This is a genomic window from Candidatus Zixiibacteriota bacterium (assembly GCA_029860345.1).
Taxonomy (GTDB): domain Bacteria; phylum Zixibacteria; class MSB-5A5; order GN15; family FEB-12; genus JAJRTA01.
This window is the reverse complement of the sequence record JAOUBJ010000005.1, coordinates 21742-35618: the sequence shown is the minus strand read 5'-3', so window position 1 is coordinate 35618 and position 13877 is coordinate 21742. Positions and strand designations below refer to the sequence as shown.

9 protein-coding genes are annotated in these 13877 nt (G+C 54.8%); 2 read left to right on the top strand and 7 right to left on the bottom strand.

What is annotated here, in order from left to right; all coding sequences use genetic code 11:
• The first annotated feature begins 199 nt into the window (after positions 1-199).
• Both OEV49_06710 and OEV49_06705 read left to right on the top strand, forming a co-directional pair.
• On the top strand, positions 200-1681 hold the full coding sequence (locus tag OEV49_06710) for a S8 family serine peptidase (GenBank protein MDH3890759.1): 1482 nt from the start codon (positions 200-202) through the stop codon (positions 1679-1681).
• A 141-nt stretch (positions 1682-1822) separates the two neighbouring features.
• Complete coding sequence (locus OEV49_06705) at positions 1823-2701, top strand: phosphatase PAP2 family protein (protein MDH3890758.1); 879 nt, start codon at positions 1823-1825, stop codon at positions 2699-2701.
• A gap of 15 nt (positions 2702-2716) precedes the next feature.
• Here OEV49_06705 and OEV49_06700 read toward each other — a convergent pair whose 3' ends face one another.
• From OEV49_06700 to OEV49_06670, 7 genes are all read right to left on the bottom strand, one after another.
• Positions 2717-3199 (bottom strand): response regulator, encoded by a 483-nt coding sequence (locus tag OEV49_06700; GenBank protein ID MDH3890757.1) that lies wholly within the window; start codon positions 3197-3199, stop codon positions 2717-2719.
• Positions 3200-3214: 15 nt separating this feature from the next.
• Entirely contained in the window at positions 3215-4429 is a 1215-nt protein-coding gene (locus OEV49_06695) for a SpoIIE family protein phosphatase (protein ID MDH3890756.1), read from the bottom strand.
• A gap of 7 nt (positions 4430-4436) precedes the next feature.
• Positions 4437-6011, bottom strand: a complete 1575-nt coding sequence (locus OEV49_06690) for a PAS domain S-box protein (protein MDH3890755.1) — start codon at positions 6009-6011, stop codon at positions 4437-4439.
• A 15-nt stretch (positions 6012-6026) separates the two neighbouring features.
• On the bottom strand, positions 6027-6449 hold the full coding sequence (locus OEV49_06685) for a Crp/Fnr family transcriptional regulator (protein MDH3890754.1): 423 nt from the start codon (positions 6447-6449) through the stop codon (positions 6027-6029).
• An 88-nt stretch (positions 6450-6537) separates the two neighbouring features.
• Positions 6538-9300, bottom strand: coding sequence for an MFS transporter (locus tag OEV49_06680; protein ID MDH3890753.1), 2763 nt, complete (start codon positions 9298-9300; stop codon positions 6538-6540).
• Positions 9301-9668: 368 nt separating this feature from the next.
• Positions 9669-12761, bottom strand: a complete 3093-nt coding sequence (locus OEV49_06675) for an efflux RND transporter permease subunit (protein ID MDH3890752.1) — start codon at positions 12759-12761, stop codon at positions 9669-9671.
• Complete coding sequence (locus OEV49_06670) at positions 12758-13873, bottom strand: efflux RND transporter periplasmic adaptor subunit (protein ID MDH3890751.1); 1116 nt, start codon at positions 13871-13873, stop codon at positions 12758-12760. Before OEV49_06670 ends, OEV49_06675 begins: the two co-directional genes overlap by 4 nt.
• Between the last annotated feature and the right edge of the window lie 4 nt (positions 13874-13877).

Sequence of the window (13877 nt, the reverse complement as noted above, 5' to 3'; positions counted from 1 at the left end):
TTCATTTTTGACTTGCGGTGATTCTCACTTTTCTGCATTATAGTTGCTGAGCCGGCAGCCAACGCCAGCGCCAAACGCAGGCATAAGAAATTGACAGAGGATCGAATCATAGTCAGGCGACCGAGGGTACTCAATCCTAAATGGACTGCTGTGTTCTTTTCTGTCATAAACCCAAACCCCAAAAGTTGAAGGACGCAGTATGAAACATGCACTAATCCTCATCCTTGCCCTCGCAATGGTAGTGCTCCTGGTGTCGGGCTGTTCGAAGGAGCAGGCACCGACTTCGTCATCAAGCGAAACGGTAGCGACCGACAATGGACCGATCGATGTCCTTATCGGTTACACCGGCAAGAACGCTGTGCGCACCGCGCTGTCGGCATCCAATGGTGTCGTCAAACGCGAGTACCAGAACTTCGCGGTCATCTATGCCAGCCTTACGGCTGAAGGCATCGAAGCGTTGAAAAACGATCCGAACGTCCGCTATGTGGAAGAAGACATTCTTCGCTACCCGTCGGCCCAGACTCTGGATTGGGGTGTTGACCGCGTTGATGCCGAGTATGTCTGGGCCAATTCCAGTTACACCGGCGCCGGGATCAAAGTTGCTATCCTCGATTCCGGTGGTGACATGGATCATCCCGACCTACCCTGGGCCGGTGGCGTAACTTTCGTCGGGCGCAACTGGGATGACAAGTCTGGTCACGGTACTCACGTTGCAGGAATCATCGGGGCGGCTGACAACAGCGAAGGTGTTGTCGGTGTTGCGCCGGGATGCGATCTGTGGGCTGTGAAGATTTCTCGTTCGGGCAGCTTCTACCTGTCGGACATTCTTGACGGCATCGACTGGTGTGTCAACAACGGCATGGACATCATGAACATGAGCTATGGCGGCGGCTATGCTCAGTCTGAAGATGATGCCTGTCAGGCAGCCTGGAACGCCGGACTGCTTATCGTGGCGGCTGCCGGTAACGGCTACGGCGCCGACGTTGAGTATCCGGCTGCACTGAGCAGTGTGATGGCGATCTCCGCGTCAAACGCTTCGGACGGCCTGGCCGGTTTCTCCAGCCATGGACCCGAGGTGGAAGTTATCGCCCCGGGTGACAACATTCTCTCCACCTACAAGGGTGGCGGCTATGCTTACATGGGCGGTACTTCAATGTCGACCCCGATGGTTTGCGGTGGTGCGGCGCTGGCCTGGTCGGCTCATCCGGGATACTCCAACCAGCAGATTCGCAACCTTTTGAAGTCATCGGCCGAAGACATCGGCTTGCCGTCAGACGATCAGGGTTCGGGACTGCTTGATGCTGAGAAGGCTACTATCAACACCACTAACGGTGACGACCTCGGTGGCGGCGATCCTCCGGGCGGCGCCGACACAATGCACGTGGAGTCGATCACGTGGGCCAACAACAAGAAGAACCTGAACGTTTTCGTGACCATTCACTCCGAGGATCATTCCACCCCGGTGTCTGGTGCCAACGTCACCATGACGCTGCACCACATTGGCGGCAGTGATTACAACTTCGGCGGCACTACCAGCAGCTCCGGCGTGATCAAGTTCACCCTGCGCGGTATTTCCTCCGGGTTGTGTTTTGATGCCACTGTGACAGGTGTTACCAAATCCGGAACAACTTACAATTCCGGTTCCAACCACGAAACGACCGACAGTTACTGCATACCGTAAGCAGGTATCTACCGATACATCCAAAGCCGTCTCTGTCGACAGGGACGGCTTTTTTTCGGTAGCATGGCTCTGTCTGGGTATGGCCGGGCGGATTTAATTTAGTGGAACCAAAACGGTGAATTGACTATTGTAGGAGCCAATATGGTTACACCGACTAAAGAGACAAGTCGAGTTATTGTTCGCCTGCCGACCGGATTCATGGCGTTGTTTATTGCGTTGGTCCTCCTGGCCACGCCGACGCTGCAAGGGCAAGAGTACCTGTCGACCGGGGAGGTAGCGACTATCGGTGGAGGGGCGGCAGCTGTTTTTGGACTGGCTCACCTGGTGGGCAATGCAGACTCAACGCGGAATCCGTTGATAGGCGGACCGCTTCCTCTGGAAGCGTCGTTGCAACGTTGGTTGGGCGGTCGATGCAGCCTGGGGCAGACGAACTTCCTGGACAATAAGAGGGGTTCCAGTTATACCGCAATCACGGCAGCGCTCCTATTGGTCTCAGCCGATCTGGCTTGGCCACGGTATGAGAAAGGAAAGGAGCTCGGCCAGGATTTGTTTCTGTTCACATCGGGAGTATTGGCCACCCAGGGTGCTACCAGCCTTTTGAAAACCATCGTGGCCCGACCGCGACCGTTGTTATGTTTGGAGCCGGAATTAGCAGGTCAGCGAAAGAAGATTGACAATTACTATGACCGTCAGTCGTTCCCATCGGGGCATACCTCCAGCGCGTTTTTTGCCTGTGCCTATCTCAATCTGCGTCTACGGGCAATCATGCGAAGAGAACTTCATGCCGGGGAGTATCGAGACTATCGCTGGCTGCCCCCGACAGTGTTGTTCTCGTGGGCGTCGTTTGTTGGCTGGAGCCGTATTCATGCCTACAAGCACTTTGTCAGTGATGTTATGGTGGGTGCAGCGGTGGGCGTGCTGATGGCCGAGTTGTTCTACCAATTTGCCGATGACCCCGATGTCACCGACAACGTAAGCGGCGGGGCGCCGATGGTCGTGAGTTATCGCTGGACGTTCTGATCCGATCGCTTCGGCTCAGACAAAGGTCTTGACAATTTCCTTCTGTAATCCCTGCAACTCTTCATAGGCACTATTGATCTGACTGATCTTGTCGTCAAGCTGTTTCATCAGCATCTGACGTTCCAAACCGTTGCGCAGAATTATCAGAAGGTCCTCGTTGTCCCATGGTTTCTCGATATACTGAAACAAACCGACGTCGTTGATCGCCTTGATGGCGTTTTCTTTGTCGGCATAGCCGGTCAGAATGATGCGCGGCACCTGCGGTTTGTGCTCACGAACACGAGCCAGAAAACTAATCCCGTCCATCTCCGGCATCAGGTAATCCGAAATCACCAGGTCGATGTCATTGGTCTTAATGAACTCCAGGGCCTTTCCGGCGGAGACAAAAGTTTTGACCGTATACTTGGTTTCCAGATTCAAAAACGAGGCCAGGCTGGTCAGGACCATTTCCTCGTCGTCGACAATTACAACTGTGCTGATAGCAGAATTATCTTCCATAGTATTCTCCGTACTTTACTTTGCTTCAATTCCAAACAGGGTGACGTCGTCCCGACTGTCGACATCGGTGTACTTCGCAGCATCGTCGGCCAAGAGCTTGAGGGCCTCCGCCAGTGACGAGTCGCAGCTTTGCACCAGACGATCACACACGGCATCGTTGTTAACCATTTCACCCGAATCGTTTTTTATTTCGGTCAGGCCATCAGTGAATATTATCAAACGGTCGCCGTTGTCAAGTTGTAGGACGGTTTCTTCACCGGGCTGATACTCTTCTTGGTCGATCACGCCCAGCAGCAATCCGGCGTTCGGTACGCACTCGGCCTGGCCGAGGCGGCGGTTGACAAACATGGGAAAGGGTAATCCGGCATTGGTAACCGTGCACTTACGGCCGACCGGGTCGATGATGGTTATCAAGGCAGCCACGAACATCGCTTCCGGCAAGCCACGATGCAGAATCGGATTCATGCCGGAGATTATCTGTGTCGTCGTGCAGTCGGAACCGGCGAACGATCCAAAAGCGAATTTTAACAACGCCATGCACAGCGCTGCCTGGATGCCGTGACCGGTGATGTCGGCAACGAGCAACGCCCAGCGACCATTGGACAGTTCAATCATATCGTAGAAATCTCCGCCCAGTTCCATGGCCGGACGATACAGCGCCTCAAAGCAGAACCCATCCAACCCGGGCAGCGCGTTCGGCAACAGTTTTTCCTGAACGCAGCGCGCCATTTCTAACTCCCGTCGCATCAAGTCGTCGCGTTCGAACAGTCTGTCGCGCTGTCTGAGGACTCCGTCCAGCTCTTTGATCTTGGCGGCAAGCTGCTCTTGGCGGCTTTTGCTGGTCACGGCGTTTCGGACCACGAGTTTGAGCTGATCGTTGTCCCAGGGTTTTTCGAGATACTGGTAGAGTCCGATCTCGTTGATGGCTCGGATGGCGTTCTCCTTGTCAGCATAACCGGTAAGAATAACCCGCGGAACCTGTGGATACATGCGACGCACCTCGGCCAGAAACTGCAGGCCGTTCATCTCCGGCATCAGAAAATCCGAAATCACCAGATCGACAGGGCGTTTCTTCAGCATCTGGAGGGCTTCTCTTGGGGTCTGGAAGGTGGCGATTTCGTAGTCGGTCTCAAACTCCAGGAACGACCCCAGACTCTGCGTGACGATCTCTTCATCGTCGACAATCATCACAGTGGTTGTGGCTTCGGTTGGTCCCGCTATAGCGTTCATCCACGCCTCACTTAATGGGTAGCTTGATTGTGAAAACTGCGCCCTCGCCCGGCCGGCTTTCAACCTCGATGGTTCCGCCGTGCTCACCGACAATCTGGTGCACGATTGAGAGTCCCAACCCGGTGCCGACGCCGGCGCTTTTGGTGGTAAAACCGGGATCAAAAATCCGCCATTGGTCCTCTCGGGGAATGCCCTTGCCGGAATCGGAGATCACTACCGACACCCAGCCGTCTTCAGCGCGGGTGGTTACACCGATCGTGCCATCACCTTCGATGGCCTGGGCCGCGTTGACCAGTATGTTCATGAAGACCTGATTCAGTTGATTGGGAAAACACTCGATCATCGGAAGAGATCCATAGTCTTTGACCACTTCAATGCGGTTTTTCAATTCGTGCGCCACGAGTACGAGCGTGTTCTCTATGCCTTCATGGAGGTCGAAACTGTCCATCTCCGCCTGATCGAGGCGGGCAAATGTCCTGAGCGAGTTGACAATGTTTACGATCCGCTCGGTCGCAGTTTCGTTAATACTGTTGAGTTTTCGGATACTCTCAAACAACTTGGCAGCCTGTTTTTTGTCTTCGTCGGATGCATCCGGCGCCGGTTGGGCGATTGAATGCAGTTTTTCCATGGACCTGACAAATAAGTCGTAGTTACTCTTGAGCGCGCCCAGCGGGGTGTTGATTTCGTGCGCAACGCCTGCGACCAGGTTGCCGAGAAGGGCCATCTTCTCAGCCTGCAGAAGTTGAGCGTGCTTTTCTTCCAACTCGCGCGTTCGCTCGAGTACCTTGTGCTCCAGTTCCTCGTTGGCCGCTTGTAGTTGTTGTTGAAGGCGGTGTCGCTCGGTGACGTCCTGAACGATTTGCAGTTCGCGCCAGTTGTTTTCAAAGTCACGAAAGTAGTTGGCGGTGAACTGAAAGACCTTATCATTGGGAAAGACGCGCTCTTCGGCGTAGACACCGTTTTGATTCACGGCCGGCGTAACATCGACTCTGCCTGAGTTATCACCTTCGTGCCAGGCGCAGTCGCAACCCTGCTCCTGCACACGTTTGAACATGTCTATAAGGTTCCTGTTCTCGAACTCCACTTCCGGCGTCTTATCGATATTCTTGCGAACACCGAGGCCGATCGGCATCATATCGAGAATAGATCGGAAATACTGTTTCATGTACTCATTGCGCTGATGCAGATTCCAGGTCTCGGTGACATCGCGACAAATACGCTGAATGACTTTCTTGTCGCCATAGGTAATGACCGACGCGCTCACTTCAATGTGCAGAAGGTCGCCATCTTTTCGTTTGAGATGCATTTCATGCCGCGCACCCCGACCGGTTTTCACGACTTCGGCAAACAACTCCTGCGCCGACGCCATTTCATCTTGTGGATGGAGTTCCCACACTTTGCGCCCGACCAGTTTCTCTCGGCTATAGCCGGTCATTTGCTCGGCTTTGGGGTTCATTTCCAAAATAGAACTATCTGAAGCATCGATGGTAAAAATGGCATCGTTGGCCATTTCGATCATCCGACGATACTTCGCTTCCGATTCACGAAGCCGATCCAGGTCTGCATTGTTGGCATTCGACATAGTTATTAGAACCGATCAGGCCACACGTTCCACCAGACTGCGCAGCCGCTTGACGACCGTCTTCATTACGCCCTGGGCGATTTGCACATTGTCGGCCAGAAGGTCCACGAAATCTTCCCGGTCGACGCGCAGCAAGAGGGCATCATCCACAACGGTTGCCGTCACCACCCGTGGTTCCTCATCGAACAGCGCCCAGGTGCCAAAAGCATCTTTGTTGGTCGCCTGCGCTATCTCCTGCTCGCCGCGATGCAGCCTGACGGTTCCATCAAGCACCAGGTAGAGTGCGTCCGACGGTTCATCCTCACTATAGATGACCTCGCCCGCCACGAAGTCCACTTCTTCGGCAATGGTGGCCAGCAAGCCCAGTTGCTCGGTGGGCACTTCGGCGAACACATCGATATTTTGCAGAAAGATCACTTTCTCAATAGTTGTGAGCATCTGGTTGCTCCTTTCGTCTTCGGCTGCTTGGTTGTGATAGCCGCATAATCTATGTAACACCTCCCGTCTTGATCGGTTCGGTCAGTCATCATGGCCCTTTGTTCGCCTTCATTAATCTGGCCGTTTCGCGGACAACCGGATCCGGATCGTCCAGCGACTTCTCGACGAGTTCCTGCAAGCGATGCGAGTCGTCCGGTCGGATAGTGAAAACGGCGCAGGCTCGCAACCACGAATCGGGCCCTTCCATGAGATAGGTCAGAGCATCTTCGCGATCTGCGTAGCCAACCTCAAACAGTTCACTTCCTTTTTGCAGTATCAAGCCGGGTGAAACATCGTCCAAAATGGGCAGAATATATCTCTTGATGTCTGTACGCAGCAGATTGTCCAGGAACTCGATGGCGTTGGCGTGGAGCATCTTGCGGCCACTCACGATGCCCAGGTAGGCGTAATAAATGTCTCGGGGCGGATACACCAGTCCCAGGAGTCTGAATATCCTCTCCAGATTCTGCTGTTGTTTTTCTTGAAGGGCTCTTTGCAAGAGGTTCCCGGCCGGACTGTCCAAGGACTGCTGATGAAGGTGCAGCACCCGGGCGACCTGGTAGTAGCTCTTAGTCTGGCCGACCAGCGATTCGCCGAGTTCATCGGAGTTGAAGGCCAGATCGGAGTGTCGCGTTCGCAAACTGTTCAGGGCTTTGATTACCGCGCCGTTGATAGTGGGTTCTACTTTACCCAGAACCGTTGTGAGTATCTCTACCGTTTGCTGGATGGGGATCTGCCGCATCACGCGGGGGATGTTTCGGCGAATGTTCAACGGGATGCCGGTATCCATGAGGTAGTCATGCAGCGTTCCCAGGATACTGCGACCAAAAGCAGCCAGGGCGGCTCTTGAGTCGGACCTGAGTTCCCGGTCGGCCAGATGCTCCAGAAGCCACGGCACGCGGCTGCGTATCTGCCTGCGTCCGACACCGGCGATGGCATGCTTAATGACGGTTGTCGATGGGTCGTCAAGAAGTTGTTCCAGGACCTCGGCGGTCTTTGTCGATTGCATAGTTCCCAGAGCACGCGCCAACTGCGCTCGGCCTTCGACCGCGCCCGGCGAGGTTTCCTGCATGATGCCGCTGATCACCCGGTCGGTTAAGAGTCTCTCCGTCTCGCTCGTTCCGTAGGTGGCCATGCAGGCCAAGGCGCCGTGTTGAATGCCAATCTCGGTGCTGCCCAGGTACTGTCTGATAGTATCGATCCCGTCGGGCGATTCTTGCTGACTCAGAAAGTGAATAGCCTCACAGCGGACACTTATGTCTGAGTCTGTGAGCAGTCGTTTCACTTCCTCGACTTGCTGGGTGCCGCCGTGGATTTGAAGGGCTTCAAGAGCTGTCCGCCTTACTTCGGCCGATCGGTGTCTGAGAAGCGGCAAGACCGGCCAGACGAGTTCGACATCGGTCACCGATTTGACCATCCGAAGCGAGTACACTACTTGACGATCATTGGTTGACCCGAGACCGGCAATCAAGGCGTTGACCGTCGCGGTGTCGTTGATATTCATCCGAATGTCGTCAGCGTCGATATGTCGTTTTTCCAGCGCCGTCCTGAACGAGTTGACATACTCCTTGCGCATCATCAGGACCAGTACCAGCCATACGGCGAGCAAGCCGAGCACCACCAGACTAATCTCACGCACCGACAAACTCCAGACAGCGGTGAACATTAGCAACAGGCCGCCGGCCAATCCGCGAAACCAGCGGTCGACGAACACATCGATAAATATCTTCGTGCGAGCCTTTAGCTGCGATGGGATGGGCAGGAATAGCAACTCCCGACCGGTCTTGTCCAGCGAGTATTTGAGGCTGCCATCGGCGCCACGCAGGAGGACGGCGGCCAGCAAACCCGGAAACATAAACATGCCCGCCGAGCCAAGGACCAATCCCATGGGGAGAAACATTATGATGCCACCGACACCCAACCAACGAATGAAGCGGTAGGCAAACAAAAGTTGCAGACCGAGCGACACCAAACTGAGACGACCATAGAATTGTCCCAGAAACGAAGTCAGTTCCGGTTTGGTGGGAAATGCGTTGACTGCTTCCGACTTGAACTGGTAGTCGACAAAGGTCGCCACCATCATGGTTAGGGCGATGATTCCAACGGTTAGTTTCAGATGCTTCGATCCAAAGATGGCCTTGACCGAGTGTCCCATTTTTTCCGCTCGCGGTTTGCCTCGGCTGCGAGGCTTCTTACTGAGACTCAATTGACCGGAACTTTTTTTCCAGGCGGCGCTGCTTAACACTGCGCTGATGAAAAGAAAACCCATGCAGAAGAACAATAGGTTCTCAGTTGACACGCCAAGGCGTTCGATACAGAAAGCCGTGACCTCGCCGCCGGTGAAGGCGCCCAGGATACCACCCAGACCCAGCAGAGCAAACACTCGTTTGGCCTGAGATGCATCATAGACGGTGTTGGCCAAAAGCCAGAACTGCGAAGTGGTCAAGGCGCCGTAGATGCTTACCCACGTATAGAACAGATAGTACACCCAAGGTTGATTGATCTGAACCAGATAGCGCAGGATGACTAAGTTGATGATGATGACCGCAATGGTCACATTGACCAATTGATTCAACTTAAGCGAGCGACTGGCCCGCGAGTAGAGTATGGTAAGCGGCGCCGCAACGAGTGCTGTTATAATAAACGCCAGCGGTAGCATCTCGGAACTGACTTTTACCAGGAACAGCGAGTCCCGCGCCGGCTTCAGAAAATAATAGGTAACTAAGAGCAGATAGTAATTGGAGAACATGAGCAGCGTGAGGCCGATCTCACCTTTGCGAATGTCCACGAGATTTCCAAATATCTTTTTCATACAGACTCGTCCAGACCTAAGACTCGTTAGCTGCTATTAACGCCATTGCTCCACTGTTTCCAAGGACTTTCTCTTCATCCTGAGGCATTTAACTCGACCGTTCGAGTCAGGCGCGCGCCCTACCGAACGGGCGTCGTTGAAGAACATCTCGTTCGTGGGTGGTGTTGGGTGATACCGCCAGCCAACTGGCTGTCAGGCGAGTCGACTGACAGCACCGGCAAGAGTCGCGGCGGACTGTGATCCTGCCGATCTCGGCGGTATCCCTCCTAGGGCGGACCTTCGGCACAAGGATGCCACCGGTGTGGTCAGGACCCGACACAACGGAACAAGTGTTTATCAACATGCCCGGCAGCGTGAAGTCTCCTTCCTCAACTTTTGTTGTACGTGAAATCCTTGAAACTGACTCGGAAGAAAAGGGAGTAGAGCAGCGGCACCACCCCAAGAGTCAGTATGGTTGCAAAAAGCAAACCGAAAATGATGGCTATGGCCATCGGCTTGAACATTGGTTCGCCTGAATACCACAGCGGCAACAGTCCACCGACAGTTGTGGCCGTTGTCAACAGGATCGGTCGCAACCGGTGTTGAGCCGCTTCGATAATGGCACGTTGCGGCCTGAGACCGTTGTCCTCGATTTCCAGCTTGATTCTTTCAAGCAGCACGATGCCGTTGTTGATGACAATTCCGGCCAGCGAAATAACACCCAGTAAGGTCATGAAGCCGAAATAGGAGCGAGCCACCAATAGACCGATCACCACGCCGATCAACCCCAGGGGAATAGTCAGCAGGATGATTACCGGTCGTCTTACCGAGTTGAACTGTCCCACCAGGAGCATGACGATGATCAACATAGCGATAGGGAATTTGGCGGCGATTGATTCGTTGGCTTCACCCGACGATTCCAGTTCACCACCGAGTTCATATTTGTAACCGATCTCCCAACCGGAGGCCTCGCTTTTGAGCCACTTGTCCAATTCCTGCGCTGCGGCGATGGCATTAACACCGGGTGCGACATTGGCCGAGACGATCACGGTCTTAAGGCGATCGCGTCTATGGATTTCCGCCGGCTGCCATACAACTTCGACGTCGGCCACCTGCATCAACGGCACCGAACGACCGGTCAGTGGCGAAAAGACGTTGTGGCTTTGCAGTTTCCCGATATCATCACGCTCGGCTGCAATCGAGCGCAGAGTGACCGGGATCAGTTTATCGTCCTCGTAGTAGTTGGTGGTCTTGATGCCTGAGAGTACCGTCTGAAGCGAGAACGCGATGTCACGATTGGTCAGTCCGGCTCGTCGTGCCCGTGCTTCGTTGATGTTTACCATTAGTTTTTTGGTGCGCGGTCCCCAGTCGTTGGTGACATTGCGCAGGCTCTCATGGGTCAGCATGCGTTCTTTGACGCGGTCGGCCAAATCAAAAACTTTGTCAAGGTCGGCTCCGGACACCCGGACCTCCACGGGGTGCTTGACCGGTGGTCCCAGAGTGAGATCGGAGATGGTCGCGTCGAGATCGGGAAACTGCTCCTGACAGTAAACTTCCAGGTGTGGTATGACTCTGTTAAGCGCGGCGTCGTTGGTGGTAGTATTGATGAGGATGTAGGCGTAATGGGGGCTGGGCGGTTCGGGGGCAACGCCGAGTACATACCTCGGTGCACCTTTGCCGATAAACGACGCCCAATTAACGATGCCTTCCGAACGGGTCGAATCTGCAACCAATTCAGAAGCCATGAATCCCTCGATGGATTCGACCACCTTCTCGGTGCGTTTCAGAGGGGTACCGATGGGCAGCTTTAATTCGGCATAGACAATCGGCTTGTCCCCCGGTGGGAAGAAGATCTTTGGGACCCAGCCGAATGCAAACATGGCCAACATGAAGACAGCTACCACCCCGGCCAACGACAGCAACCGACGTTTCAATACCATCAGCAGAAAAGCCCGATATTTGTGATAGAACCGACTGTTGAAAGGTATCGCATCGGACGCGACAACTTTCACTCTCATGAAACGGACACACAAAAGCGGTGTCATGGTGAGAGATAGTATCCATGATGATATCAGCGTGATCGTCACCACCTTGAACAACGGCGCCGTGTACTCACCGGTAGTGGACTCGGCCAGGAAGATTGTAAGGAAGGCTGCGGCCGTTGTCAGTGATGATGTCAGCAGGGGGATACGCAACTCCGAGGCTGCATTTATGGCGGCAGCTTTCGCCGTTTTGCCGTTACGCATCTGCACCATGATCGATTCGGACATGACGATTGCATTGTCTACAAGCATGCCCAGGGCGATTATCAGAGAAGCCAGGGACATTTGGTCAAGCCCGATGTCCAGAAGCGACATTAAGAATAAAGCCATGATCATCGCGGCCGGGATCAAACTGGCCACCACCAGGCCGGTGCGAAGACCCAAGGACACCAGCATCACCAATAGAACGATGGCAACGGCCATCAGCAGACTGTCGACAAAGTCGTTAACCTTCTTTTCGACGAAGAAAGGTTGAAAGGCGACAAACTCGAAATCAACTCCGATAGGATAAACCGTCTGGAATCGCGCCACCTGCTCTTTGACCTGTTCACCCAGTTCGAGGAGATTCCCTCCCTGGCGAAGATTAACCCCGAGAGCGAGACATGGCCGACCCATGTAGTGCAGTGTGGAATTCGGCGGATCGATATAGCCTCGATAGACCCTGGCCAGATCACCCAGGTAGACGAGCTCGGAACGACCGGGCAGCTTGATCACCGTCCGGCGCAGGTCCTCCACCGATTCGAAATTGCCGGTCGGTTCCAAAACGAGTTGTTCGCGGTCGGTAAAAATCTGTCCACCCGGAATGATAATGTTGCGCGTCTCCAGGATGTTTTTCAGTTGCAATGGTGAGAGCCTTAGCTCGGCCAGCCGTGCGTTGTTGTACTCGACAAAAACACGTTCTTCCTGGGCGCCGTAGATGTCGACTTTGGCGGCTTCATTGATCAGGAGGAGTTCGTTGCGACAAACGTCGGCCACCTCTTTCAACTCGGCGTAGGTGAATCCCTCTCCGGTGATGGCGAAGACAATCCCGAAGACATCCCCGAATTCGTCATTGACAATTGGACCGATAATGCCTTCCGGCAGTTCGCTTCCCGCTTTGTCCACCTTGCGACGCAGATTGTCCCAGATAGGCCGCATGTTGCGATGCTCTTCTTTGATGTTGACATAGATCACCGAGGCGCCGGTCTTGGACCGGCTGGAAATGAAATCAATCTCAGGCATCTCCTGAATCGCCTTTTCCAACTTGTCGGTGACCAGTTGCTCCACCCGTTCCGGGGAAGCGCCGGGGAAGAGTGTCTGCACCAGGGCAGTTCGAATGATGAAGGGCGGGGTTTCATCGCGTGGCAGACCGCGGTAGGCATACAGTCCGGCCAGCATGATGACAACCAGGGCCACAGCGGTGACTCGGTTTCTGTCGATGGCCAGGCGCGTGATACTCACAAAGGGTTCCCTTCGGGGGCGGCCAGCCGGACGGTCATACCGTCGACGAGTTTGCTCACGCCGGCCGTTACCACCAGATCGCCATCGGCAAGACCCTCAAACAGTTCTATGCCGTCGGCTGTCAACTCGCCCACTGTCACCGGGCGCCTTCTTACAAGGCCGAATCCCGGGTCCGATGCCGCGACCACGTACACGAATCGTCCCTTACCATCCTCGCCGACCGCCACCGACGGGACGACGTACCTTTCCCGTTGGTCGCGAGACTCGAAAGTCAGGGCCACCTGGGCCGCCATGCCGGGGCGTACTTCCGCTGGAATTTCTTCGAGGACCACGATCACCGGAAAGGTGGTAACCATGCCGGTCGATGCAACACCTACTTCCGTGACAATGGATCGGCACGGTCGATCGGCCAGAGCATCGAACGTCACTGTTGCCTGCTGGCCCTCCCGCACCTGCGAGATGAGTATCTCAGGCACCGCCACCTCAACTTCCAGGTCCGATCCGGAGGTGAGCAAAGCCACCACCTGGCCGACCTTGACGTTTTCATTCACCTCACACTCAACGGCGGCAATGGCGCCGGCCACGGGTGCGGTGAGACGCGTGTATTCCATCCGTCGTTGGGCCAGTTCCAGGTTTTTTTGGGCTGCCAGCACGGCTGCCCGGGCTGACTCATTGGCCGCCCGGGCCGCATCGAAGTCGTTGAGCGAGGAACTGCGATTCTCATACCCCGCCCGCACGCGGTCATGATTGGCCGCTGCCTTTCTCGCCTGGGCCTTGGCCTGACTCAGGGAAGCATCGGCGCTCTGCACCTGCAATTGATAGTCTTCAGAATCCAGACGTGCAATCAGACTGCCGGCTTTGACCTCTTCACCAACTCTGACGGATAGCTCACGGATTGTTCCGGCAACTTTGAAACTCAGTCTGGATTCAACACCGGCCCGGGAAGCCCCCGAAAACTCGCGCACACGAGTACCGCCGGTCGCAAAAACTTGTTCATATCGCACCGGCCGAATAAGGGGTGGTCCCGATTCATCTTCGCCTCCACAACCTGAGGACCCGACGCAGATGGCGACGGATAATACAAAAAGTGCAAGCAGTCTTGATATGGACATTGAT